The organism is Blautia sp. DFI.1.216, assembly GCF_020594215.1.
Taxonomy (GTDB): domain Bacteria; phylum Bacillota; class Clostridia; order Lachnospirales; family Lachnospiraceae; genus Blautia_A; species Blautia_A wexlerae.
Genome location: NZ_JAJDML010000012.1, coordinates 35,787 through 62,387 on the forward strand (window position 1 = coordinate 35,787; position 26,601 = coordinate 62,387).

23 protein-coding genes are annotated in these 26,601 nt (G+C 42.0%); 2 read left to right on the plus strand and 21 right to left on the minus strand.

Going from position 1 to position 26,601, the window contains the following annotated elements; translation table 11 throughout:
- Window positions 1-180: 180 nt before the first annotated feature.
- The 16 genes from LJE11_RS06640 to LJE11_RS06715 form a co-directional block, all read right to left on the minus strand.
- A complete protein-coding gene (locus tag LJE11_RS06640) occupies window positions 181-882 on the minus strand; it encodes a YoaK family protein (protein WP_025576998.1) in 702 nt (233 codons plus the stop codon).
- A 324-nt stretch (window positions 883-1,206) separates the two neighbouring features.
- Window positions 1,207-1,773: a Fe-S-containing hydro-lyase gene (locus LJE11_RS06645; RefSeq protein WP_022380686.1), complete on the minus strand. Its 567-nt coding sequence runs from the start codon at window positions 1,771-1,773 to the stop codon at window positions 1,207-1,209.
- A 1-nt stretch (window position 1,774) separates the two neighbouring features.
- Complete coding sequence (locus LJE11_RS06650) at window positions 1,775-2,617, minus strand: fumarate hydratase (protein ID WP_008703031.1); 843 nt, start codon at window positions 2,615-2,617, stop codon at window positions 1,775-1,777.
- Window positions 2,618-2,753: 136 nt separating this feature from the next.
- Window positions 2,754-4,367 carry an FAD-dependent oxidoreductase gene (locus tag LJE11_RS06655; protein ID WP_008703030.1) on the minus strand — a complete coding sequence of 538 codons (1,614 nt, stop codon included), beginning with the start codon at window positions 4,365-4,367 and terminating at the stop codon, window positions 2,754-2,756.
- A gap of 14 nt (window positions 4,368-4,381) precedes the next feature.
- Window positions 4,382-5,059 carry a 2Fe-2S iron-sulfur cluster-binding protein gene (locus LJE11_RS06660; protein WP_008703029.1) on the minus strand — a complete coding sequence of 226 codons (678 nt, stop codon included), beginning with the start codon at window positions 5,057-5,059 and terminating at the stop codon, window positions 4,382-4,384.
- A 178-nt stretch (window positions 5,060-5,237) separates the two neighbouring features.
- On the minus strand, window positions 5,238-6,092 hold the full coding sequence (locus LJE11_RS06665; protein ID WP_022380684.1) for an FAD/NAD(P)-binding protein: 855 nt from the start codon (window positions 6,090-6,092) through the stop codon (window positions 5,238-5,240).
- Complete coding sequence (locus tag LJE11_RS06670; protein WP_008703028.1) at window positions 6,092-7,123, minus strand: 4Fe-4S dicluster domain-containing protein; 1,032 nt, start codon at window positions 7,121-7,123, stop codon at window positions 6,092-6,094. Before LJE11_RS06670 ends, LJE11_RS06665 begins: the two co-directional genes overlap by 1 nt.
- 3 nt (window positions 7,124-7,126) lie before the next feature.
- Window positions 7,127-8,101, minus strand: a complete 975-nt coding sequence (locus LJE11_RS06675; protein WP_022380682.1) for a 4Fe-4S dicluster domain-containing protein — start codon at window positions 8,099-8,101, stop codon at window positions 7,127-7,129.
- Window positions 8,089-8,532, minus strand: a complete 444-nt coding sequence (locus tag LJE11_RS06680) for a hydrogenase iron-sulfur subunit (protein WP_008703025.1) — start codon at window positions 8,530-8,532, stop codon at window positions 8,089-8,091. The genes LJE11_RS06675 and LJE11_RS06680 overlap by 13 nt, the downstream gene beginning before the upstream one ends.
- A complete protein-coding gene (locus LJE11_RS06685; protein ID WP_227295712.1) occupies window positions 8,523-10,511 on the minus strand; it encodes a 4Fe-4S binding protein in 1,989 nt (662 codons plus the stop codon). Before LJE11_RS06685 ends, LJE11_RS06680 begins: the two co-directional genes overlap by 10 nt.
- 6 nt (window positions 10,512-10,517) lie before the next feature.
- Window positions 10,518-10,907, minus strand: a complete 390-nt coding sequence (locus LJE11_RS06690) for a 4Fe-4S dicluster domain-containing protein (protein WP_008703021.1) — start codon at window positions 10,905-10,907, stop codon at window positions 10,518-10,520.
- Window positions 10,904-11,698 carry a CoB--CoM heterodisulfide reductase iron-sulfur subunit B family protein gene (locus LJE11_RS06695; RefSeq protein WP_118521581.1) on the minus strand — a complete coding sequence of 265 codons (795 nt, stop codon included), beginning with the start codon at window positions 11,696-11,698 and terminating at the stop codon, window positions 10,904-10,906. The genes LJE11_RS06690 and LJE11_RS06695 overlap by 4 nt, the downstream gene beginning before the upstream one ends.
- A 596-nt stretch (window positions 11,699-12,294) precedes the next feature.
- The gene (locus tag LJE11_RS06700) at window positions 12,295-13,245 is read right to left on the minus strand and encodes an L-lactate dehydrogenase (protein WP_008703016.1); all 951 of its coding nucleotides are present in this window, start codon (window positions 13,243-13,245) and stop codon (window positions 12,295-12,297) included.
- A gap of 264 nt (window positions 13,246-13,509) precedes the next feature.
- The gene (locus LJE11_RS06705; protein ID WP_020993881.1) at window positions 13,510-14,841 is read right to left on the minus strand and encodes a threonine/serine ThrE exporter family protein; all 1,332 of its coding nucleotides are present in this window, start codon (window positions 14,839-14,841) and stop codon (window positions 13,510-13,512) included.
- Window positions 14,842-14,909: 68 nt separating this feature from the next.
- Window positions 14,910-15,710 (minus strand): DUF4866 domain-containing protein, encoded by an 801-nt coding sequence (locus tag LJE11_RS06710; protein WP_008703013.1) that lies wholly within the window; start codon window positions 15,708-15,710, stop codon window positions 14,910-14,912.
- Window positions 15,711-15,916: 206 nt separating this feature from the next.
- The gene (locus tag LJE11_RS06715) at window positions 15,917-17,512 is read right to left on the minus strand and encodes an AAA family ATPase (protein WP_173701692.1); all 1,596 of its coding nucleotides are present in this window, start codon (window positions 17,510-17,512) and stop codon (window positions 15,917-15,919) included.
- A gap of 834 nt (window positions 17,513-18,346) precedes the next feature.
- On the opposite strand from LJE11_RS06715, the gene LJE11_RS20755 reads away from it, so the two are divergent.
- Window positions 18,347-18,847 carry a collagen-like protein gene (locus LJE11_RS20755; protein WP_173698797.1) on the plus strand — a complete coding sequence of 167 codons (501 nt, stop codon included), beginning with the start codon at window positions 18,347-18,349 and terminating at the stop codon, window positions 18,845-18,847.
- Window positions 18,848-18,928: 81 nt separating this feature from the next.
- The gene (locus LJE11_RS06725) at window positions 18,929-19,984 is read left to right on the plus strand and encodes a tetratricopeptide repeat-containing glycosyltransferase (RefSeq protein ID WP_331466268.1); all 1,056 of its coding nucleotides are present in this window, start codon (window positions 18,929-18,931) and stop codon (window positions 19,982-19,984) included.
- Window positions 19,985-20,059: 75 nt separating this feature from the next.
- On the opposite strand, the gene glmS is transcribed toward LJE11_RS06725, so the two are convergent.
- The 5 genes from glmS to LJE11_RS06750 all read right to left on the minus strand — a co-directional run bounded on the left by glmS (window position 20,060) and on the right by LJE11_RS06750 (window position 26,542).
- A complete protein-coding gene (gene glmS, locus LJE11_RS06730) occupies window positions 20,060-21,901 on the minus strand; it encodes a glutamine--fructose-6-phosphate transaminase (isomerizing) (protein ID WP_227295716.1) in 1,842 nt (613 codons plus the stop codon).
- 263 nt (window positions 21,902-22,164) lie between these two features.
- Window positions 22,165-23,787: a hypothetical protein gene (locus LJE11_RS06735; protein WP_227295729.1), complete on the minus strand. Its 1,623-nt coding sequence runs from the start codon at window positions 23,785-23,787 to the stop codon at window positions 22,165-22,167.
- A 79-nt stretch (window positions 23,788-23,866) separates the two neighbouring features.
- Window positions 23,867-24,130 (minus strand): hypothetical protein, encoded by a 264-nt coding sequence (locus LJE11_RS06740; protein WP_008703001.1) that lies wholly within the window; start codon window positions 24,128-24,130, stop codon window positions 23,867-23,869.
- Window positions 24,131-24,429: 299 nt separating this feature from the next.
- On the minus strand, window positions 24,430-25,149 hold the full coding sequence (locus LJE11_RS06745) for a glycosyltransferase family 2 protein (protein ID WP_008703000.1): 720 nt from the start codon (window positions 25,147-25,149) through the stop codon (window positions 24,430-24,432).
- Window positions 25,150-25,384: 235 nt separating this feature from the next.
- Entirely contained in the window at window positions 25,385-26,542 is a 1,158-nt protein-coding gene (locus LJE11_RS06750) for an ABC transporter ATP-binding protein (protein WP_008702999.1), read from the minus strand.
- Between the last annotated feature and the right edge of the window lie 59 nt (window positions 26,543-26,601).

The window sequence follows — 26,601 nt, forward strand, 5'->3', positions numbered from 1 at the left end:
TTGAAATTTTCTGAAATTAATTTATAACAATTTGTTATAGATGTATAGTATTCATAAATGTATAGAAATGAAAAGCAATTTCTTTAACAGGGTTGTTAATTTAATAGCAATATCAAAACAAAAAAGATCATTGAAAAGAATATTATCTTCTTCTCAATGACCTTTCTGGAAATGGCTGCATTATTTAATTTCATGTTCCTCATGGAAATGCTTATATTTTTCTATAAACATCAACAGAAAGCTGATCATAAGGAATCCACAGGAAACCCAGATCATTCTGATTCCATAGCGTATGGACAGATTTCCACCAATGCCGGCACCCAAGGCAAACATAAGGATGATTCCAAAATAATACATCGCCTGTTTTAGCTGTTTTGATTTTTTTTCACGAAAATAAACTGACAACGCAGCTGTACCACTGCGCAAATTACCGATACACATAGTACTTGCATAGGAATATCCGTTTACCTTGCGGAAAGACTGTACCTGCATTGCACAGGCGAAAGATGCCATGGCATTCGCCAGCATATTGTATTCGGTTGGCAGGAAACCTACTGTAAATAAGATCAGGATTTCTGCCAGCAGAACACCCTGCCGCCAGTGGAGCTTCTGCGCATATTTATAATTTGCCTGTATTTTCTCCGCAACCCATACGCCCAGTGCAAAGAAAATAATAGGAAAGAAGTATCCCAGTCCTGCTGTCAGTTCTCCTGCCATAAAGTGCTGGCTCATAAGAACGACGTTTCCTGTCTGTGCATTACAGAATACTTCGTTTCTTGCATTATAGGTGTAAGCATCCTGAAAACCTCCTGACAGTGCCAGGAATGCACTGTTTAAAAAGGCTTCCGACATTTGTATTTCGTGTTGATTATGATCTTTCATGATTTTCCCCGTTCAAGTTTATTTGCAGTTATTTCCTGTACGGATAACTGCCTTTATTCTTTTACCGTTTATTTTCAAACATTCGAAATCCGCTGCTTTACTGCGTAAATCGCTGCTTTCTCATGTTTGGCGGGTCCCTTTTTGACCCTGATTATCATGTTATACGTTTATAGGTCAAATGTAAAAGATATAATTCATATTATTGTATATATGATTTTTATATATTGGATACAATATATATATATAATTTTGGCTATATAAAGCAACTTCCATATACTGTATGTCTACAGCATATGGAAGTTATTTTTTTATGTATCTGCAGAATTACTTATCTCCGTGTTCTTTGAGATATTCTGCTTTTCCCATCTCGTACAGATTATTACCTTCTGAGTCAATGATGACTACAAGAGGCATATCCTCTACATACAATTTACGAAGTGCTTCTGCTCCCAGATCTTCATAGGCGATCAGTTCGGCCTTTTTGATGCATTTTGCAAGAAGCGCACCTGCACCGCCGATAGCTCCGAAGTATACACCATCATATTTCTTCATGGCGTCTACTACTTCCGGAAGGCGGGCACCTTTTCCGATCATTCCTCTTGCTCCCACAGACATCATTGTGGGTGCATAGGCATCCATACGTCCGCTGGTTGTAGGGCCTGCGGAGCCGATGACTGCGCCTGGTTTTGCAGGAGTTGGTCCTACATAGTAGATGGTTGCATCTGTAGGATCAAATGGAATTTTTTCCCCTTTTGCAAGGGCCTCACACATTCTCTTGTGTCCTGCATCACGTGATGTATAAATAGTACCTGTTAATAATACCTGATCACCTGCATGGAGAGTTCTTGCCAGCTCTCTAGTAAGTGGAAGTGTAATTTTCTTTCTTTCCATCTCAGATCACCTCCGATTTATGGCGGGTTACATGGCAGTTGATATTAACTGCACATGGCATACCTGCAATATGAGTCGGCATTGTTTCGATATTCAGGCCGATGGCTGTTGTCTTTCCGCCAAATCCCTGAGGTCCGATTCCAAGCTTGTTTACTTTTTCCAGCATTTCTTTCTCAAGATCAGCATAGAACGGATCCGGGTTCTGAGTATCCAGAGGTCTCATCAGTGCTTTCTTTGCAAGAAGTGCACATTTATCAAAGGTTCCTCCGATACCAACTCCGACTACCATTGGCGGACATGGGTTGGGACCTGCGGTCTCTACTACTTCAAGGATGAAATCCTTGATTCCCTGTAATCCTGCAGATGGTTTGAACATACGGATCTGGCTCATGTTCTCACTTCCGAAGCCTTTAGGGCCTACTGTAATCTTTACCTGATCTCCGGGAACGATTTCTGTGTAGATCATAGCCGGTGTATTGTCGCCTGTGTTTCCGCGGCGTACCGGGTCTTTTACTACAGATTTTCTTAAATATCCTTTGTCGTATCCGCGGCGTACACCTTCATTGATCGCATCGGTGAGATCTCCGCCAACAAAATGTACATCCTGTCCTATTTCAAGGAATACACATGCCATTCCTGTATCCTGGCAGATCGGCACGTTCTCGTTATCTGCAATATCAAAATTCTCAATAATATTGTCAAGGATACCCTTGGCAATCTCTCCGTCTTCGCATGCGCGGCATGTTTTGATCGCACATTTTACGTCTTCCGGAAGATGTTCATTTGCTTCGATACAGAGTTTTTCGATGACATCTGTAAGTCTGCTTACTTCTACTTCACGCATTCTGGTAAGCTCCCTTCTTTCATTTGGGGATATTCACCGGGAGGTGACATATCCCTTTTGCATTATATCAAAGGCTCCCGGTACCGGTAATCCCTTATCGATACCGGGAGCTCTTTTTTACATTCTGAGTATCTTATTAGCGCTGTTCGTGACGAGCGTATTTTGGAAGCAGTAATGGAGATACCTTATCAGTATGTACGCCTGCTTTGTCCAGTTCATCTGCATATTTGTAGATATGATCCAGGTTCATTTCACCAAGCTCTACGTTCTTGCATTTTGCAGCTGCTTTTTTACCTGCATTTCTTCCGAATACGATAACATCCAGAAGAGAGTTACCCATCAGTCTGTTTCTTCCGTGGATTCCACCTGCGGCTTCTCCTGCAACTAACAGGTTTGGAATTTCTTTTGTGAATCCGTCTCCGTTAATCTCAAGACCACCGTTCTGGTAGTGAAGTGTCGGATAAATAACGATAGGAACTTTTCTCATATCAATGCCGTAGTTCATGTACATACGGAACATAGCCGGGATTCTCTTTTCGATGGTTCCTTCGCCACCGAGGATCTCGATCATCGGAGTGTCAAGCCATACACCTTTCAGTCCGCCTGGAACTTCTACGCCGCGGCCTTCTTCACATTCACGGATAACACCGGAAGCATTTACGTCACGGGTTTCAAGCGGATGAATATAAGCTTCTCCGTTTGCATTTACAAGCTGTGCACCAACGGAACGAACTTTTTCTGTTACCAGAGCACCCATGATCTGTGATGGATAGATTGCTCCTGTTGGATGGTACTGGATAGAATCCTGATAAAGAAGGGAAGCACCAGCTCTATATCCAAGTACAAGTCCGTCTGCAGTTGCGCCATAATGGTTAGATGTCGGGAATCCCTGATAATGCATTCTTCCTGCACCACCTGTTGCGATTACAACAGTTTTGGCTCTTGCAACAGAATAATCTCCTGTTTCCATGTTAAGAAGAACTGCACCTGCAACCTGTCCTTTTTCATCTTTCAGAAGTTCAACAGCTGAAGTAAATTCAACTACCGGAATCTTAAGATTCAGAACTTCATCTCTGATGGTACGCATGATCTCAGATCCAGAATAATCCTTTGCAGCATGCATTCTCTTTCTGGAAGTACCGCCGCCGTGTGTGGTAACCATGGTTCCGTCTTCTGCTTTATCAAATTCAACACCAAGGTCATTGAGCCATTTGATGGCATCCGGAGCTTCCATTACCAGTCTCTTTACCAGTTCCGGTTTTGCAGCAAAATGTCCGCCGCCGAAGCAATCCAGATAATGCTGTACAGGAGAATCGTTCTCTTTGTCAGCTGCCTGGATACCACCTTCAGCCATCATTGTATTGGCATCACCGATACGAAGCTTTGTAACGATCATAACGTCAGCACCTGCATTATGTGCTTCGATTGCACAGGAAGAACCTGCACCGCCGCCGCCGATTACAAGTACATCTACATCATAATCAATTTTTGTAAGGTCAATTTTTTCGTTGATCAGACGGCTTGTTGAATGAAGCATTTCTGCCAGTTCCAGAGGAGCTTTCTGTCCTTTGTTCGGTCCTACTTTGATTTCTGCAAACGCGTCTGGATTATAATCCGGATGGAATTTCTCAAGAAGAGCGTCTTTCTCTTCAGCTGTCAGACGTCTTGGCTCTGTTGCCATACGCTGTGCTCTTGTAGCCTCTACCTTTTTGATGGATTCCATCATATTTTCTGGATATGGTGCATACATGTTTTACGCCCTCCCTATTTCTCAATTTCTCTGTTGTTGTAAAGTTCCTGCATGTCTGTGATTGGTTTCTGCATGATCTGCTCGATCAGATCATCATATTTACCTTCGTGGATTTCTTCTACACGTTTCTCCAGATGTTCGCTCTTAGGCGCGATATATTTACCTGTGAGACGTCTTGCCAGAAGACCTACCATCGGATGGGAAATACCGGCCGGACATCTTACAGAACAGCATCCGCAGCTTACGCAGTCGAAGGATTCCTCTGCACATTTTTCAAGTTCGCCTCTCTGTGCATATGCGATGTACTGCATTACATTTAAGTCCTGAGTACATGCTTTTGTACAGGCATTACATCCGATACAGCTGTAGATTTCCGGATAGAGTTCCATCATTACCTGCTGATTCGGTTTCAGGTCTTCGATGTTGTAGAGTCTCTTATCTGTAGGGAAGAACGGGATGCTTGCTACATACATTCCTTCCTGTACCTGTGTCTGACAGGCAAGACATGTTTTCAGCTCGTTTTCACCTTTGATTCTGTAGATTGTTGCGCAGGCTCCGCAGAATCCGTGTCTGCAGCCGCATCCTCTCTTTAATGTATAACCGGCATATTCCATGGCAGTCATAATTGTAAGTTCTGCAGGTACGCTGTATTTCTTACCGAAAAAATATACGTTTACCATATTCTTTTCCATTTGAGATTACCAGTCCTTTCTATATATATCATCTGTCGTCAGCAGCACATACAAGCTCGAATCCGCTACGCTACTTCTCGCTTGAGGGCGTTCGCCCTACAGAATGTTCTGTGAAAGAATGCTTATATGCAAGCATGACGCATTCCTTCACATCACTTTCTGCACTGCTCATTGCTTATCAATATTCTGCAGGTAATTCATCAATCTCGTCGCATCTGAATACCGGACCGTCTTTGCAGACGTATTTGGAACCGATATTGCAACGGCCGCATTTACCGATACCGCATTTCATACGAAGCTCCAGAGTTGTGTAAACCTGTTCTCTGGAGAAGCCCAGTTCTTCCAGTCCTGCAAGAACGAACTTGATCATGATCGGCGGTCCGCAGACAAGTGCTGTTTTGTTTGTATCGAATCCAATCTCTTTCAGATAAGAAGGAACGAATCCAACGTGTCCGTCCCAGCCTTCCTGTTCACGGTCGATTGTCAGATAAACATTAACTCCCTCTGCTTTCATCCAGACTTCCTGGATTTCTTTTAACTGTACCAGGTCATCTGCGGAACGGGAACCATAGAGGATATCTACTGTTCCGTAATCTGCACGGTTATCCAGTACATAGTTGATAACAGAACGAAGAGGTGCAAGTCCGATACCACCTGCGATAAAAAGAAGGTTTTTACCTTTTAATTTATCTTCTACAGGGAAATGATTTCCGTATGGTCCACGGACTGTGATCTCATCTCCAACCTGAAGGCTGTGGAGATAATCGGTCAGTGCACCGCACTTCTTGATACTGAATTCCTGATATTCTTTATTTGTAGGTGAAGAAGTAATGGAAAACATACCTTCACTTACACCTGGTGCGCAGACCATTGCACACTGGCCAGGCATATGTTCAAAAAGTTTTCCTCCTTCAGGAGCGTTTACACGGAATGTTTTAACATCCGGTGTCTCCTGACGGATATCTGTGATCACACCAACCTTCGGGATCAGTGTGTCTAATGTGTAGTTTTTATGGCAGGTACATTCGCTCATTATTTTTCACCTCCCTGATTTTCAAAAGCTTTGATGACTTTTACGATATTTAAGGATGATGGGCATTTCTCAACGCAGCGGCCGCATCCTACACATGAGAACATTCCATTGTTGTTTACCGGATAGTAAACAAGTTTATGCATGAATCTCTGACGAAAACGCTGCATCTGGCTGTTACGGTTATTTCCGTGTGCCATCATTGTAAAGTCAGAGTACATACAGGAATCCCAGCAGCGGTAACGCTGTACGCCGTGTCCTGTGTCATAATCTTTGATGTCATAGCACTGGCAGGTAGGGCATACAAATGTACAGGTACCACATGCCAGACATGGTTTATAAAGTTCTTCCCATACAGGAGAATTGAAACGATCCATGTAATCTTCCTGTCCCCATCCTTCCAGAGAAAGATTAGAGTACGGAAGCTTCTCTACGATTGCGCGGATCGCAGCTTTCTCTTCTTCTACTTTTGCTTCGTCAGCATCGTTGAGAAGTTCTGCAACTGCTTTTGTAAGGGCTTCCCCTTTCTCTGTAAGAGGTTTCCAGTAAAGCTCTCCCTCGATCATCCATGTTGCAACATCTGCAACAGGGTCTGCGCAGTCAATACCGAATACTTTACAGAAACAGCTTTCTTCCGGCTCATGGCATGCAAGTGCTACAATCGTACCATGATCTCTTCTGGCTGCATAGAAAGTATCGATCGGATCACTTAAGAATACGTTATCCAGTACTTTTACACCCTGGATATCGCAGGCTTTCATTCCGAACACAACAAAGTTCTTTTCCTGTAATGCCTGTGGCTCAATGGAGATATTCTTCTCCTCTTTCTTACAGGTGTAGAGGTTTTCACTCTGTGGAAAAAAAGCATCTTTTGGTGATTTTACAGTTTTTAAAGTATCAAGACAAACTTCTGCATCTTCGCTCCATGCTTTGAAGTTTACCTGATCACTGACTTTGACCGGTAAATATAAATCCTGATCTGCGGCAATCTTCTGGAATAATGCCTGCAGATTCTCTGCTGCTATCTTATACATACATTATCCCCTTTCTGCCACGATACTCGGCTCAACATCTTCAAATGTAAAGTTTGTAAGAGGTCCCTTGGATGTTGAATCCTCTCCTGCCTGATATTCACCATAGAATGTATCAATATCTTTGATAAATTTACGATTGAACAGGTGAAGCGGAATTCCCTGAGGACATACTCTGCTGCATTCGCCGCAGTCTGTACATCTTCCTGCCACATGGAATGCACGGATGATATGGAACATCTTCTCTTCGAAAGAGTCCACGTTTGCTTTCTGCGCACTGTCAAACTTATTGCTGTCGAATACACATTTACGGCAGCTGCATGCAGGACAGACATTACGGCAGGCATTGCAGCGGATACATTTGCTTAACTGGCTCTGGAAGAATGCAAATTTTTCTTCCGGGCTCATTGCTTCGATCTTCTCTACTTCTGCAAAACGATCTGCATCTTTTGTGTCTTTGGACTCACCGATAAGTTCATCATAAATCTTATGTTCTTTTCCTTTACATACGTGACATCTTTCAAGCATTGCATCTTTGTATGCACAGGTCTTCTCACCATAGATTGTCTGAATAGTCAGTGTTTCTGCCTCATCTGTGATCTCTGCACCGGAAATGCTTTCGATACCTTTGATTCCCTGTTTGCGGATTCTCTCGATATCCAGTTTTCCTTTACATCCAACACCAATGATATAAGCTTTCTCACGGTCTACACGATGCTCTTTGATCAGCTGATTAAAGCTGTATGTATCACATGGTTTTAAACAAACCAGTGTCTTGCCTTCCAGTTTGGAAGCTTCGATCATATATTTGCTTAAATTTGCACCGCAGAATCCGTTATATACAAAATCTTTCAGAGATTCTTCTGTTTCAAAGTAAGCCGGTTCCGGATTGTAAGGCAGATCTCCGGCTTTCCATCCCAGAACTCTTGCAACTGTACCGTCAGCAAGCAGTTCTTTTGCACGATTTATCAGCTCCTGCATCTTAAATCCTCCAATCTTACGTTCTTACCGAGTGAATGGATCTTCTCTACAAACTCATTCATAGTCTGGGAGAATTTCACACCTTCAGCAGCGGAAACCCATTCTACTCGTGTTCTTCCGTTTTCCACACCGATGTAGTCAAGCATGGAGAAAAGAAGCGTCATACGTCTTCTTGCATAGTAGTTACCTGTGCTGTAATGACAGTCTCCAGGATGACATCCACACATGATCACACCGTCAGCACCTTTCTCAAAAGCACGGAGGATGAACATTGGATTGACACGGCAGGAACATGGAACACGGATGATCTTTACGTCAGCCGGGTAAGAAAGACGGCTGCTTCCTGCAAGGTCTGCACCTGCGTAACTACACCAGTTACAGCAGAATGCTACAATCTTAGGTCTGAATTCTTCGTTTGTTTCTATCGACATATTGCATCTACCTCCGCGATAATCTGTCTGTTGGAAAAGCCCTGCAGATCCATAGCACCAGACGGGCAGGCTACTGTACAAGCGCCGCATCCCTGGCAAAGTGCTGTATTTACAACGGCTACTCTTCTTGTTTCACGGATACCGTGGTCATTTACCTGTTTATCCTCATAGGAAATTGCTCCATATGGGCAGACATTTGCACATGTAGAACATCCGTTACATAACAGTTCATCGGATTTTGCTGTACATGGGTTGGTTGTCAGTTTATCTTTGGCAAGAAGGCCGATTGCCTTAACTGCTGCTGCGCCAGCCTGTGCAACTGTCTCCGGAATATCCTTCGGTCCCTGGCATACACCGGAAAGGAAGATACCTGCTGTAGGAGATTCTACAGGACGGAGTTTTGCATGGGCTTCTGTGAGGAAGTTGTTTGTATCAATACTTGCTGTAAGCATAGTAGCGATCTTACGAACATCCGGGTTCGGTTCAATGGCTGTTGCAAGAACGACCATATCTGCTTTCTTAAGGATTTGTTTGTTGTCGATCAGGTCAGATCCCTGTACAAGAAGGCTTCCGTCCGGCTGTGGAATAACTTTTCCTACCTGGCCTTTGATGTAGTTTACGCCGTACTGTTCTACGGCTCTTCTGTAGAACTCATCGAAGTTTTTACCTGGAGTACGGACATCAATATAGAATACGGTTACATTTGTATCCGGATATTTATCACGGATCAGCATTGCATGTTTTGCTGTGTACATACAGCAGATCTTGGAGCAGTATGGCTTTCCTCTGTCATCAGAACATCTGCTTCCCACACACTGGATAAATACCAGCTCTTTCGGAGCCTTTCCGTCGGAAAGACGCTCTAAGTGTCCCTTTGTAGGACCTGCTGCATTCATAATACGTTCCAGTTCCAGAGATGTGATCACATCTTTGCTCTGGCTGTATGCATATTCATCGTATTTGTCAAGCTTGATGGTATCGAAACCTGTAGCAACTACGATGGCACCATATTTCTGTGTTACGATCTCATCCTGCTGATCGTATTCAATGGCTCCTGCCTGACATACCTTGGAACATACTCCACATTTTCCGGTTTTAAACTTGATACAGTTCTCACGGTCAATAACCGGAACATTTGGGATGGCCTGTGCAAACGGAGTGTAAATAGCAGTTCTGTTGTTTAATCCTCTGTTAAATTCATTAGGGATCTTCTTGGACGGACATTTTTCCTGACAGACACCGCAGCCTGTACATTTGTCCATATTTACACTTCTTGCTTTCTTTCTGATATCAACGGTGAAATCACCTACGAAACCGCTGACATGTTCTACTTCACTGTATGTATAGATATTGATCTTCTCATGGGCTGCTGCCTCAACCATCTTCGGTGTAAGGATACATGCAGAACAGTCAAGTGTAGGGAATGTTTTGTCAAGCTGTGACATTCTTCCGCCGATACTTGGAGTTTTCTCTACAATATCTACTTCATATCCTGCATCTGCGATATCCAGGGCTGTCTGGATTCCGGCAATACCGCCGCCGATGATCAGGGCTCTCTTTGTAACACGGCTCTCTCCTGGCTGAAGAGGTGTGTTTAAGTTTACTTTTGCGATTGCTGCCCTGGCAAGGATCACGGCCTTCTTTGTAGCCTCTTCCATATCCTTGTGAATCCAGGAACAATGCTCACGGATATTTGCAATCTCCACCATGTATGGATTCAGGCCAGCTCTTTCAGCTGCTTTTCTGAATGTTGCCTCATGCATACGTGGAGAGCATGAACAGACAACAACGCCTGTCAGGTTTTTCTCTTTAATGGCTTCCTGAATTTTAGCCTGGCCTGCTTCTGAGCACATGTACTGGTAGTCTTCTGCATGAACGACACCCGGCTCTTTGGCAGCTAATTCAACAACTTTTTTTACATCTACCGTAGCGGCGATATTACTTCCGCAATGACAGACAAATACACCAATTCTCTGCACGCTGGCTTACCTCCTGTATCTTCTGAATGCACTTACCAGAAGCTGCTGTGGCAGTTCCGGATCAAGAAGCTGTGGTATCTCATCTGCTTTCAGATAATCGCCGCCTTTTTCACGGACAACTAACTGTCTTGCTGCATCGATGATCTTTCCCGGTTTTACATCTCTTGGACAACGCTCTACACAGGCGAAGCAGGAAAGGCATTTCCAGAGAGACTTTGAATTGACAAGTGCTTCGATATCTTCATTTACAACATAGGATACAAACTGATGTGGCTTGATATCCATTTCATTGAAAGATGGGCAGGTAGCAGAACATTTTCCACATTTCATACATTTCAGCGGATTGGTTCCGGAGATCTCTTTGATCTTTTCTGCTGCTGAATGCTGGTTTCTCATTTTGCCACCTCCTCTTTTACTCCGAGGGCTTCTGCAAGGAGCTCTGTGAAATAATATACAGGCAGTTCGCTGGAAGCGTTTTTATTTAAATTATATTTACACAATGGACAGGCTGTGATCAGCATATCTGCGCCAAAGCCTTTCGCACTGTCTTCGATTTTCTGACACATATTCTGAGACATATCTTTTTCTTTCAGAGAAATGTAACCGCCGCAGCATTCATTTCTGTATGGATAGATTACCGGTTCTGCCCCAAGTGCACGGATGAAATCTTCCATGATTGTCGGATTCTCCGGATCATCAAAAGCCATGATCTTGCCCGGACGTAATAAGAGACATCCGTAATAGGCTCCGATTTTCTTTCCTGTAAGCGGGTTTACTACCTTCTCTTTCAGCTTGTCGAAACCGACTTTGTCGCGAAGTACTTCCAGATAATGGAGCACTGTTGTCTCGCCTTCATAAGGCTCATCAAGCTGCATGTAATTATTTGCTCTGGTGCGGATATCCTCCACATTTTTCATATCATCATTGACACGTTTGATCACGTGATGACAGGCAGAGCAGATTGTTACCAGATCCTGGCCCTTTTCTTTGGCCTGATTAAGAGCACGTACAGAAGAAAGCTTCGTAGCAATTTCGTCAGTTCCCAGAGGATAAACACCTCCGCAGCACTGCCAGTCTTCGATCTCTTCCAGTTCAAACCCAAGTGCTCTGGCGCTGGCTCTGGCATATTCGTCCAGATCTTTCGCCTTGTTTCTCAGGGTACAACCCGGATAATAACTGTACTTCATACTTAACATTATCCTTTCTTAGTTGTTCAGATAAATTCATGTTGCTCAAATAATGATATCAGGGTCCAAAAGCAATTTGCCCCGATATATAGCGCCCGTAAATAACAGTCGCTAGTCCTTGTCTTTTTTTTAACAATATATGGACAAAAATATAAATCAAGTCTAATACAATTACTTTTTATATCTTTGTTGAGACATAGAAAATAAAAGAGTTCGCACACCCTTCCTCCGCAATTAAAGGAGTGTATCAGCTCGATTTCCGAAAAATATTATATCATATTGACAACATTTTAACAAGAGGTTTTTGATAATTTTTTTATCACGCATCATTGCTCAATTCTTCTGATCTAAATTAATCTTTTTCAGGCAGATAAAATCTTCCGCTTTTCTATTTACTCACAATCATAGTATCTTTCAAAAAATTAATAAAAATATTATTTATATATTTTTTTGCTTTTGATATATGTAAGCCAAAATTCGTCTGTTTCCGCTTACAGTACAGAATTTTGGCTAATAATTAAAAAGGAGTAAACAGTAATATGGATTCAGAAGAACAGGCTGTACCTGTACTTCTGAATGTTTTGTCTGATATATTATTAATTAAGGTCAATCTGAGCAATAATTTCTTTCAGTGCATCTGCACTCTTCTTAAGCTGTTCGATCTCAGCTTTTGTCATTCTCATTGGAACTTTGCCCTGTACACCATTTGGTCCTACCAGAGTTAATGTACTCAAGCATACATCATCGATTCCGTACTCTCCATGCATCATAGTAGATACTGTAGAGATAGACTCTGAAGAAGATACAAGAAGGCTGCAAAGTTTGCATACAGAAGAGGATACTGCATAGAAAGTTGCACCTTTCTTGGAAATGATCTCACCGCCAGATTTCTGTACATACTGAAGCATTGCTTCTTTATCAATCGGTTCAATATCCTTACCGAGTTTCTTCTCAAGGTCGTAATATTCATCCACACTTACACCTGAAATATAGGCACCAGACCACGGAATAAAGGATGTATCTCCATGCTCACCGAATACATAGGCATGGATATTACTCTGTGCAATCTGGAAATGTTCGGATAATCCGCAGCGCAGACGTGCAGAGTCAAGAATTGTACCGGAACCAAGGATCTGGTTTTCTGGAAGTCCGGAAATCTTTGTAAATACATAAGTCATGATATCAACCGGATTGCTTACGATCAGATAAAGGGCATTTGGAGCTGCCTTTACGATCTCCGGTGTGATAGATTTGAGGATATTTACATTTGTCTGTGTAAGTTCAAGTCTTGTCTGTCCTGGTTTACGGGCAATACCGGATGTGATGATAACGATGTCAGAATCCCTAGCATCTTCGTAGTCTCCGGCAATGATAGAGATAGGATCTCTGAAGCAGGTTCCCTGGATAATATCCAGAACTTCACCTTCTGCTTTCTTTTTGTTGATATCGATCAGAACAATTTCAGATGCGATATCCTGGCTTGATAAAGTGTACGCGATGGTAGATCCGACGCTGCCGGCTCCAATGATAGTAATTTTACTGCTCATAATCTTAATACTCCTTTTCTCCTAACAAAATTGACGTCTTAATGATAACACATTGTCAAAAAATTGACAAGAGCTTTTGTACAGAAACCTGAACAATTTTTTCGTTTAAATATTTGTTTGGAAGCATAAAATTGTTTGTTAGTTTGATATAATTTTCACATTTTCCTATTGGAGTAGATACTTGCACGAACAAATCCCCAACCACTGCTTGTTGCTTTTTGCAATTTAAGCAGTGGTTGGGGATTTCCCTGATTTTTGATTCGGTTAAGTACAGTATCTGAAAGCTTTATCTGTCAGAATACGTGCAAAGATTAGCCCTAATGGCAACGCTGCAATGATAAGGATTGCAGACGCAAACCAGGATGCAGCTACTGATAATGACATAATACCAAGATTATAAAATCCTCTGTATAAATATAATCCCGGAACCATGATAACGATTGAGGGAACTGTTACAGATATCCTTGGATATCCGACTTTATTCTTCAGCAGGGACGCCAGAAGTCCCGCAGTAAGTGCACCAATAAATGCGGCTGCAGCAGGAGGAATATTTGCAAGGTCTACCAGTTCCAGTCTCAGAGTATTGGCAACTGCTCCTATCCCGGCTGCTGCGACTGCCAGACGAACCGGGCTGTTAAACATGATAGAGAATCCAAACACTCCGCAGAAACTTGCAAGAAGCCTGAATAAGATCCACTGCTCTGTTGACAGTGAAAGTTTTATAAAATCTACAGGTTTCAAATGCAGGATCAGTGCCATGATCCATGCTGACATAGTAGCTACCAGAATAACGATCAAAGCATAAGTCAGACGTTCTATTCCTGAACGCATATCCAGTTTTGCAAGGTCAATACCACTGGTAATAAACGGAAATCCCGGTATGATAAAGAGCATTGCACAGATATATCCCGCTTCGTGCTGAACAGAAATACCAAATAATATTTCTCCAAGTTTGAGCAGACCTGCATATGCAAAACATGCCAGAGATACAGAAGACACAATACATAAGAACAATGTAAAATGGTGTTTGGTCAATTTGCAGCGGAGATAATTTCCAATTCCTGCCCCGACAAATGCACAGAACATCTCGATCGGACCGCCCCCAAGAAGGAATGTAAATCCGCAGCATGCGATCGCTGCAGCAAGTCCCAGTGCAGGCGGGGAATATAGACCATGTGTTTTTTCAATATTGTCAAGAAATGTATGCAGCTGTTCTCCTGACATATGCTTTCCTTCTTTTTCAAAGTTTCGGATAAAGTGTTCCAGACGATTTAACTTCAAAGTATTTACGCCTGTATTAGTCAGGCACAACGACTGGGTAAAACCATTTTCTCCGTCATAACATGTATATTCAATGGACATCAGACCAATATCCTCCGTACACGTAATGCCAAGTGCTTCTGCCAGTGTATTCATGGAACTTCTCACTCTCCATGCTCCGGTACCGCATGAGAGAAACATAATCCCCACACGTCCGATAATGGATGCTTTCTCTGCGATGCTGGAATCTACAACTGGTACATTTCCCCCATTTTCATCTGTATACTCATGCCAGGCAACATCCATATGGTTCTTTTTAATCACTTCCTGCGGCATTTTTCTCACTTCCTCATTCTATATTGTCAATCGGATAAAATCATCCGCTTTGCTACTTGCTTGATTTGTTAAAGCTGCAGACTGTCATTTCCTGCTTTCTCCATCATTTTCTCTCTGCATGCCAGTACGATTCCGTCAATCTCGTCTAAATGCTGCAGCATTTTTTTCTCAAATTCATGGATAGGAAGAAGAATTCCAATTTCATCATAGGGTTTATCCGGATTCTCTTTCTTCAGACCTGTTTCCTGTCCGTAGTATACCATGGCTCTTGGGGCTTCTTCCTGAATCTTCTGGAAAGCATCCCATACAACGGCATATGCCTGTGCTTCTGTCAGACCCAGTTTACAGGTGTCGGGAAGTGCATAAAGAGCCAGGACACCACGTTTACGGTTATCTTTTTCTTCTGTAATGTTCAGACCTTCTGTATAGGTACGGACAAGATCATAACCATCTGCAAGATACAGTGCAGATCTGGGGGCACATTCATGATGTTCATATGTTTCCTTGAATTTTGCATATTCTCTGGCTGAAACCTTTTCCCCGGGAAGAAGTTCTCCGGCTGCATCTGTAAGGAGCACCGGGTTCTCTCCTGCTTTTCCGTGGAATTTCTTCGGGATCAGATAAGCCTCCCTTAACAGGTCAAACATACTTCTGCCGCATAATTCCAACAGCAGTGCACTGATATCACCGTTCTGGTACGCATGAAACAATACCTGCAGGAAATGATCTCTGTCATTATCTGTCAGACGATGGTCGTCATCTATATGGTCATAAAAAACTCCGCTTAATCGTCCGGATGCTTCCGGCGAAGCCAAAATTTTAGAAAAAATTGTTTCTACTGCTTCTTCTCTTGGCAAAACTGTACTCATAATTAACTTCCCCTTTCCAATCGTTTCAGATTCTTTTTTCGGTTCTCATTATAGTCTTGCTTTTAGTAATGTCAACATAAAAAGAGGGAATTTTCTGATATCAATTTTACATAGATGCAAGCTAAAAATTATATAAAAAAGACATTCCATCCACTGGGGTAGAATGTCTTTTCTCATAACTTATATGATTCTTTTGAAGTTACGTTCTATATACACAGTGGAAACCATTTTTCGATTACACACTGATGTACTTTTTCTTTTTTATCATAATTGATTCCAACCAGCAAAATATCCCCTGTATACTGTTCCAATGACTCTGGATATTTTCGTTCTTTTATCTGATTCAGAGCAGTTTCTGCGTCTTTGTTCCATTTTAGCTCCACGAGTAATGCAGGATAATAGTCTCTGTACAGTGGTTTGGGGATGAAGACGAAATCTGCGAAGCCTCTTCCTGTCGGGAGTTCCCGGATTGGCTTAAAATAGTATTTTATTGCACTTAAGTAGGCAATGCTGAGTACGCTGCTCAGGGAATTCTCGTTATTGTACTGAATCACTGATGTGTATTCTGCATGGATTTTCTCTATCTGTTCAGCAACTGTTTCTGCATCCATTTCCCAGGTGGCTTCCAGTAGCTTCTCGGATTCCTGCTGGAATTCGATCAGTTCGTTCCATTTATTTCGTTTGGTGGCAGCACGAAATTCCTGACGGATTTCTTCATTGGGAATGTAAGCTCTCTGGGTTCTCTGGTCGTAGGCAAGGTAACCCAGGTGGATCAGCAGAGTCAATACATCATCTTTGTCTGCGAAGCTGACCATATCATTCTGAAATTCATTCACATTTACTTCTACAGAGGAACCGGACAGCATCTCTATAATGGATGTCCGCAGACCATCAAAATCCATGTTGATCAGTGGCAGGATTGACAGATAGGTTCCTGTCTGTGACCAGTAGCTCTGGAATGTCCGCATAATTGTCAGATTTACTAACGCATTTGGATTATATACATGGTAATCTCCAAGACGGTAACCATCGTACCACCGCCTCACTTCTGCAAAATCTATCTCATATTTTTCACACAAATCGATTACTTCATCTTCATTAAAACCGATATATGGTGTCAATGGGCCGGCATTAAGCATTGTAAACTGGGTGAAATTATTTAAGGCAGACTGGGTTTTTAATTTCTTTATCGGTAAAATTCCGGTCAGATATGCAAGTGCGATATATTTTGATGCCTCAATTCCTTTAAACATGTTTCTGAGAAAGTCAATATACATTTCCTGTGCTGCCTGATTATGGGCTTCATCACGAATCAGAACATCCCATTCATCAATGATTACAATAAACTGTTTTCCTAATACAGTATTAATGCGTGCCATTGCTCCATATATAGTGCTGTTTTCCACCAGATTGACTTCAGGATAAGTCTCTCTTAATTCGGAAACAACGATATTCGTGATATATGAAATTAAATTCTCACTGGAACCTGCTGATATACAGCACCATTGTACATCAAAATGAATGACATCATATTTATTTAAATGTTCGTAAAAATCCGGACATTTGCTGATTTCCAGTCCTGAAAACATTTTTTCAGTGTCGCATCCTTTACTGTAATATGCAGTCAGCATATCTACAGTAACAGATTTCCCGAATCTGCGCGGACGACTGTTACATATAAACCTGGCATTCGTGCCAAGTACTTTATTTGTATATTCCAATAATCCCGTTTTGTCTATATATACTTCCGAATTGACTGCACACTGAAATGCAGCAGCATTCGGATTTACAAACATACCCATTATCTCACCCTCCCTCTTTATTATTGATAGCTTTTCTGTCTTCTTATACAGTATCTTATAACCTCCTTGATAAATATGTTCAGGAGTTCCTGCCTTTTAGAAAACTCCTGCTAGAAATAAATAGTGAAAATTAAAGCATGACTTTTCTGAAAGAACAGATTCATGATCTGTATATGAATTGAGATTTGGCTGTAACTGTTGAAAATACCGGACAGTTACATAGATTTAGATAATTAGAAAATATGCTTTTGTTTATCATAGCATACCGGAACTTATTGGGCAAGAGACAAAAAAGAATCCAACGCATAAACCTATATGTTTTATGCATCAGACTCTTTTCATTTTTGATAATTATTCTGTCAGGAAAATAAACTTATCTTCCACAGCATTTTTTATATTTCTTTCTTATAAAGTAAAAAACTCGCGTATTGCGTAAAATCTTACCCGTAAAAAAATGTTTGCTGTATAGCATGAGAAGTTTAGTACCTGATACAGTTACAGATGAGTATATCTTGTCTGTAAAGGATGCTGTCAACCACCCTATGATGTAGCGCCACTTTAGGTAGCAATACCTATTGGGGATAAAAGGTCGAAGGCGTAAACCGTTACTACGACTGGGCAGTTACAAGCCCATTGCCTTTAGGTAATGGGTAGTTGACAGTTATACAATAGTAAGTCACAAACTCACATATGAAACATATACTAATATCGAGAACTGCAATCTATTATTGTCAGATTCCACGACAACTGCCGGAATGTCCTGTAAAATTACAGTCTGCCGGGCAGACTGTCTAGTCTGACGATATAAGATTTTTCCAGAGGTGATACTTTTCTATGCTGTTTAGTCATCATACATCAGATGATCCGGAATTATCCGGTACATCCTGTTGTAACAATAACAATCGCTGCAGCTGTGACTGTCAGGGACCTCAGGGGCCGCGCGGTTGTCCTGGTCCTACCGGACCCAGAGGCTGTCCCGGTCCCGTTGGTCCAATGGGACCTCAGGGCCCCCAGGGTGAACCCGGACTTCAAGGTTACCCAGGTCCTGTCGGACCTGTTGGAGCCACTGGCGCTACCGGACCTGTCGGAGCTACCGGAGCCACTGGCGCTGCCGGACCTGTCGGAGCTACCGGACCTACTGGCCCTGCCGGGCCTATCGGACCTACTGGTGCTGCCGGGCCTGCCGGACCTACTGGAGCCACTGGTGCTACCGGACCTGCCGGTACTGTAGCTCCGGCAGCGGCCGTAGCAGATGCCACAGGTCAGACAGATATTGTAACCCAGTTTAATCAGCTTCTCGCAAATCTCCGCGCAGCCGGACTTCTTGCAACTTAAACCTCAGGAGGGGCAAATGCTCCTCCTGATTTTCTCAAAAGGTGCTTTAAATTATCTTCCATGATTTCTCTCAGCCTTTGTATGATTGTAAAAAATGAAGAAAAAGTATTGCCGCGTATCCTGAAACCCATGAAAGAAATTGTAGACAAAATTCTTATCTGTGATACCGGTTCTACAGACAGGACCAAAGAAATTATCAAAGAATTTACAGCAGAAGTTTATGATTTTCCATGGAAAAATGATTTTTCTGCTGCCCGGAATTTTATTTCGGAAAAAGTCAGTACTGATTACTGGATGTGGCTGGATGCAGACGACATGATCACTCAGGAAAATCTGTACAGACTAAAACAATTAAAAGAAACACTGAGTCCGAACACAGATATGGTTATGATGGATTATGTCACAGATTTCGATGAATGGAATCATGCTGCATTCTCCTGTTACAGAGAACGCATCTTAAAAACTTCCCGAAATTTCAGATGGCGGGGAAGAGTTCATGAATCCATCATTCCCACCGGGAACATCCTTTATTCTCCCATACAGATTGAACATCGCAAAATAAAACCCTGCTCTTCCTTTCGAAATCTGCACATCTATCAACAGATGATCGAAGAAGGAGAGCCTCTGGAACCCAGAGACTTATTTTATTATGGCCGGGAACTTTTTTATCATAAGCAATACGAGTATGCCATCTGTGTTCTGAAAAAATTTCTGAAAGAGCCGGACGGCTGGATTGAAAACAGACTGGACAGTTGTCTGGTTCTCTCCTATTGTTATCAGGCATCAGGCAATGACCAGTATGCTCTTGAGATACTGTTTCACAGTTTCATGTCAGATATTCCAAGAGCCGAAATATGCTGTGAGATTGGGAAAATATTTTTTATGAAACAGAACTTTTCCATGGCAGCTCACTGGTATCATCAGGCACTTCTTGCACCGGACAACAGCCAAAACGGAGGATTCTATATTCCGGACTGCCATAATTTCATACCATTTCTGCAATTATGTGTATGTCTGGACAAATCCGGAATGCACAAAGAAGCTTTTGAATTTCATCGGAAAGCCAGAACACTGAAACCGGAACATCCTTCTGTTATTCAAAATCAGATCTATTTTCATGAGATTCTGAGATTTTGAAAAAAAATGCCGCAGACCGTATTAATCCTTTACAGTCTGTGGCATTACGCTACATATTGTATTGTTTTCCCGGCACTATTCTACAGTTACACTCTTAGCCAGATTTCTCGGCTTATCTACATCCAGGCCTTTGGCTACGCTGACATAATAGCCAAGCAGCTGCAAAGGAATAACTGCCAGTGAAGTTGCAAAGTGTGGATCTGTTTTCGGAATATAAACTGTGAAATCTGCAGTATCTTCTATATTATAATGTCCATATGTGGTGAGCCCCATCAGGTATGCACCACGGCTCTTACATTCTACCATATTGGAGACTGTTTTCTCATAGAGATGATTCTGCGTGAGAATACCGATCACAAGAGTTCCGTCCTCAATCAGAGAGATTGTGCCATGTTTCAGTTCTCCGGCCGCATAAGCTTCTGTGTGTACATAACTGACTTCTTTCATCTTCAGGCTGCCTTCCATACTGATGGCATAGTCAATACCACGCCCGATAAAGAAAGCATCCCTGGCATTTGCCTGCTTAGCCGCAAACCACTGGATACGCTCTTTGTCATCTTCAATAATCTTGGCAATCTTATCCGGAAGTGTTTTCAGCTCTGCGATCAGCTCCTGATATTTTTCTTCTGTAATCTGTTCTCTGACTTTTCCAAACTGCACTGCCAGTGCATAGGAGGCAATCAGCTGAGTACTGTATGCCTTGGTAGTTGCTACAGAAATTTCCGGTCCCGCCAGAGTGTAAAAAACATTATCCGCTTCTCTGGCAATGGAAGAACCTACCACATTGACAATTCCCAGTGTACGGATGCCTCTCTGTTTCGCCTCACGAAGTGCCGCAAGGCTGTCTGCTGTTTCCCCTGACTGGCTGACAATGACCACAAGACCTTCCGGATCTAAAATCGGATTTCTGTATCGGAATTCCGATGCCAGTTCCACACGTACCGGAATCCTTGTCAGATCTTCAATCACATACTGGGCTGCCATTCCCACATGGTAAGCAGAGCCACAGGCTACAATATAGATCTGGCTGATCTTTTTGATCTCCTCATCTGTAAGACCTACTTCTGAGAGATCAATACGATCATCTTTGAGTACAGAATTCAAAGTATCCCGAACTGCTTTCGGCTGTTCATGAATTTCTTTTATCATGAAATGTTCAAATCCCGCTTTCTCCGCCGCTTCTGCATCCCATTCAATTGTTTTCGGCTCTTTCTGGATCTCATCACCATCCAGATTGTAGAACGTGATATCCCCTTTTCTGATACGAGCCATCTCCAGATTTCCAATATAATATACATTTCTGGTGTATTTTAAAATTGCAGGAACATCGGATGCAATGTAAGATTCACCGTTCTCCACCCCAAGGATCATCGGGCTGTCTTTTCTTGCCACATAAATCTCTCCCGGGTAGTCTTTAAACATGATCGCAAGAGCATAGGAACCGCGGATACGGACCATTGCATGGTTAATGGCATCTACCGGTGTTCCGAGATATTTCTTATAATAATAATCTACCAGTTTAACTGCTACTTCAGTGTCTGTAGATGAATAAAACTCATAGCCATTGCGGATCAGTTTGTCTTTCAGTTCCTGATAATTCTCAATGATTCCATTATGAACTGCTACTACGTTACCGTCATCACTCATATGGGGATGCGCATTTGTCTCAGATGGTTCTCCATGTGTCGCCCAACGGGTATGTCCGATACCACATGTTCCAGGTACAGATTCTCCATTATTAGTCTTATCTGCAAGAACTTTCAGTCTGCCTTTCGCTTTAATAACCTCTGTATCACCTTCGCCGTCGCGAACTGCAAGTCCCGCTGAATCATAACCTCTGTATTCAAGTCTGGACAGACCATATAATAATATAGGTGCTGCCTGATGATTACCTGTAAATCCAACAATTCCACACATTTATATTTATTCCTCCCATATTTTCCAGATATTTACAGCATTATAAAAATACTGCTTTATTATATTATAAGAACATTATGGAGTAATTTCTTATAACATAATAAAATTTCAGGGGTTCTCTCTGTCATATCGTGTCTCATTGTATCATGATGTTCCACATATGGCAAGAAAATCCCCTGAAACTGTGTACTCTGTTTTTACGAAAGTACTTTCATCATTGTTTTATCCACGTTATCCTTTGTGTCTTTTTCTGATTACCGATTTCATTTTACTTTCTGCTTCTTTACTGTTGACCAGCCGCTGTATATCTTTCTTCCATTCTCATCATATCTGTATGAACGGATTCTGTAATAATATGTATGTCCTTTTTTCAGTTTTGCATTTGTGTATTTTGTAGTTGAACCGGATTTAATTACCGCTGCTCTTACGTATGGATTAGTGGTTCCTGCCCGGCGGTAGATCTCATATCCGTCTGCACTCTTTGCCTTTTTCCATGTAATCACAAGTTTTCCGGCAGTCCTGTTTGATATACCTGTAATTGAAGTTTTTGCCGGTTTTGCAGTCAGATCATCAGCAGAATACGTTTCCTTCGTCATATAAAGAATGGAATTTTTTCCGGTTCCATATAAGCTCTTTGCTTCTTTGTCATATGCAAAATATATATTCGCACTGTCTGTCGCATATGTATAGCCCCGGGAAATACTTCCTGAGATCGGAGTATCCAGAAACAGACCTCCGTCTTCTCCAACTGTTCCTTCATCGCTGTTTGTGATATCTGCCATATAATATTTACCGTTATTTGCCACAATATTCCACATATGAGGACCTTCACCTGTACCGCCATTCATCATACCGGTCACTGTATAGCAGGTAATGTCACTGAGATCGCACAGATACTGAAATGCCTTGGAATAACCTTCACAGACCACATTAGTACTGTCATCTCCGTCAAAAACATAGATTAACTGCCATGGATCTCCGTATTCATCATCCTCCGTCACATCATCATTGTAGGAAGTCAGGTAGCAGATCATTTCTTTATATCCGTACAGCTTTTCTGTCTCTGTATAACCCTGAAATTCTTTTACGATCATTCTGGCATTTTCTGCTGCACTTTTTGCAAGCTGTACAATCCCTGCATTTACTTTATATTTACCGGAAGCATAACTGCTGATCACCGGCATAGATATGGAAAGATTTTCAATTTTTACAGTTGTTTTGTTTCCTGTTGCCTTTGTGCTGTAACCATACTGCCAGGTAGTAGCCGCAGTCTTTTCGTACCAGTACAATTCATATGGACAATCTACAGCCAGGCAATCGATAATCTTTGAAATATCCAGTTCATTAAGGTGTGCGGCTACTTCTCTTTTGAGAGCATTACCGCTTGCTGTTGTCTGCCAGGTCAGTCCCAGATCTGAACTGACTTTAAACCTGGTAGAACCACCTTTCGATGCCACTGCGCTGATTTTACTCTTAAGTTCCTCATATAAGGTCTGCTGCTGTCCATTCAGTACATCCTCACCCAGAGAAGCTGCTGGCTGTGTGTCCGGATCCTGTCCGTACAGAATGTCATTCAGATATTTCTCCAGAAGCTGTCTGTTATCCACAGCACCGTTTTCGTCCGGAATTACAGCCTCTGCAAAGACTTCTTCGTCTGAATCTGCTTCACTTGAACCTGCTTTGTCCGAAATGCTATCCTCTGTATCTGATGCAAACTCCGCATTATCCGCAGTTTCCTGTTGTACATCAAATTCTGTTGCATCATCTGAATTAAATTCAGAAACTGTACCATCTGTGAAATCTGCTGCTGTTACAGGTGTTACCGTAATTCCTGCTGCCAGAACCAGGCTCATTCCCAGACTTATAAAATTTTTCTTTCTGTACATAACGCATTTTCTCCTTATCTGTCGTAAATATAGTATATTACTACAATACTTTATTTCGACAGATAAAACAAGATTTTTTTTATAATCCTTGTTCTCCTGCCAGATAGCACAGGTCTGCAAGACGTTCATATTTTGTCTGCATACACGCAATATAGTCATCCAGAAATCTTTTTACACGATACGGGATATCTAAGCGCTCATATCGGTTCTCAAATTCCGTCAGGTCACTGTTATCCTGCCTGATATACTCATCTGCTGCACTGATTTCCGCTTTCAGAGCAGAAAGTTTCTCCTCGTAACGACCTGTTAATTCCATTTCGCACAATTCATTCATTTTGTTCATCTTATTCTTTTCTCCCTATTATTATTTTTACATTTGTGGCAACCTTGTTACCTGTGTGTGTTGTTTTGTTATATGTTGATTTGTTGTGTTATGTGTGTTATGTACCCGATGTGTGCAGATCGGTACATACCGTTTTCTGTTTTATTACAACTATAATTGTAATTTTGTTTAAAGAAAATGTCAATTTATTTCGTCCGACATCTTATGATATGATTCGACATTTATCTGAAAATATAACAACAAAAAAACTGCTGTTCCTCACGATCACTGTAGGAACAACAGTTTTTTTTCATCATTTTTTATGTTCGGCGGATAATCCTGTTCAATTTCACAAAATCTATTACCGCCTGTTTTCCGATCTTACAGATTTTCTTCATGTTAATGGAATTCACCCCGCCCTGACGAGGTCTGAATGTGACAGGAAGAAATTTGATGCTGCATCCCTTCTTCTTATAAATAACAGCCAGAAGTACATTGGAAAGATTAAAGTCCTTCGGAATCAGATGTATGTACCTGGCCATCGTCTCTGCTTTCATCAAACGGTACGGAGTGTTGGCATCTGTCAGATTTACCCCAAAACAGATACGGATAACTAGTTTCAGAGTTTTTGTTACAAAAACACGTGATATTCCATCCTGTCTGTCTTTTCTCCAACCGATGACCATATCATATTTCTGTCTTCGTTTCCAGAACGGTTCAAATTCTTCCGGCAGTGTCTGGCCGTCTGAATCTGTCTGGAAAATGTAATCTGCACCATTTTTGAGTGCATACTTATAGCCATAAAGCACAGTTGCACCATGACCGCCGTTTGGTTTTGTTATCGGAATCAGCAGAGGGCGTGTCTTTGTACACTGTTTCAGTTTTTCATATGTAGAATCTTTGCTCCCGTCATCAATGACAATCAGACGTGACTGACCGTTTCCGTTATGCTTCTCTATAACAGGATACCAGTCATTAATGACCTGTTCAATGTTATCCTGCTCATTGTATGCCGGGATAACAATGTATAACTTATCCATATTTCTCTCCTTTGGATGATTGATGGTATCCATTATAGCATACATATACATGAAATAATAATATTATTTCGAAAACGATGTACTATAGCTGTCACTGTTCACTGCTAATATCCCGCGAGGTGTTTTTTGTGAGCGAAGGTCACAGAAAACCCGAGACATACTGCGCGAATTTATGCGATTAGCATAAATTCTGTGCATCGCGAAGCGTGTTGCTGGGAACGGAGTGAACAGTAACCTATAGCTCTGCCAGTATTCCCAGCTCCCGCGCAAGGCGAAGCAGTTCCCTGTTTGCGGCATTCACTGTTCCGAAGTCTTTCAGAGGACAGATCACTTTCTGACATTTTTTCATCAATTCCACAGCCTTATCATAAGATTCCTGTGAAATACTTTCGAAAGGTTTCTCTGTAATCACCTGGTCTGCAAGTGCACCGGCTACCTGACAGTCTACATCATTCGTGTGAAGCACTCCTGCCGCAAATGGAATTCCCTGTCTCTGCAGTTTTCGATAATACGGAATTCCGCTTCCATTACCGCCAATTACAAACACCTGAGGTTCACCTCTGGGCGGATCCATCTCCACACATCCAAAAGCAGCATTATAGCTTCCTCTGGTAATTCCATACAACTTCCGAATATACTCAGAAGTAAAGATTTCTTCCGGAGCACCATATTTTTCTATATATTCTCCATGTACACAGATAACTTTATCAGATATTTTCTGTGCAAGATCCAACTCATGCAGCGACATGATCACTGTAAGCTGATGATCCAGCACCATCTGTTTCAAAATGGTAAGAAGTTCCAGCTTATGACGGATATCCAGAAAAGAAGTCGGCTCATCCAGTACAATGATCTCCGGCTCCTGACAGATAGCCCGGGCAAGAAGGATTCGTTGTCTCTGACCATCACTGATGGCTGTAAAATCCCTGTCTTTTAAATCCCATGCATGGACGGTTTCCATTGATTTCTTTACCTTTGTCTTATCCTCTGCGGAGAGTATTCCCAAAGTTCCTGTATAAGGATAACGCCCTGTGGCTACAATGTCTTCGCAGGTCATCAGTTCCGGACGCATACGCTCTGTGAGCACGACTGCCAGTTTCTGAGAAACCTCTTTATTGGTCATCTTTGCCATTTTCTCTTTATCCAGATAAACAGTACCGCTGATCGTGGCAAGCTGTCTGGTGATGCTTTTAAGAATAGTGGATTTTCCGGCACCGTTAGGACCGATGAGAGTGAGGATTTCTCCCTTTTTCAGCTGAATATTGATTTCTCTGATAAGAGGTTTTCCGTCATATCCCACAGTCAGCTGATCCGTACGGAAAAAATACTGTTCCTGCCGGTCTGCTTTGTTATTTTCTGTTTCCTTTATTACATCTGCTATTTTCTCTGACATATTTTTTCCTGTTTTCCTTTTTTATGCTGCATCTTATAGTAATCTGCCCGGATAGCGTA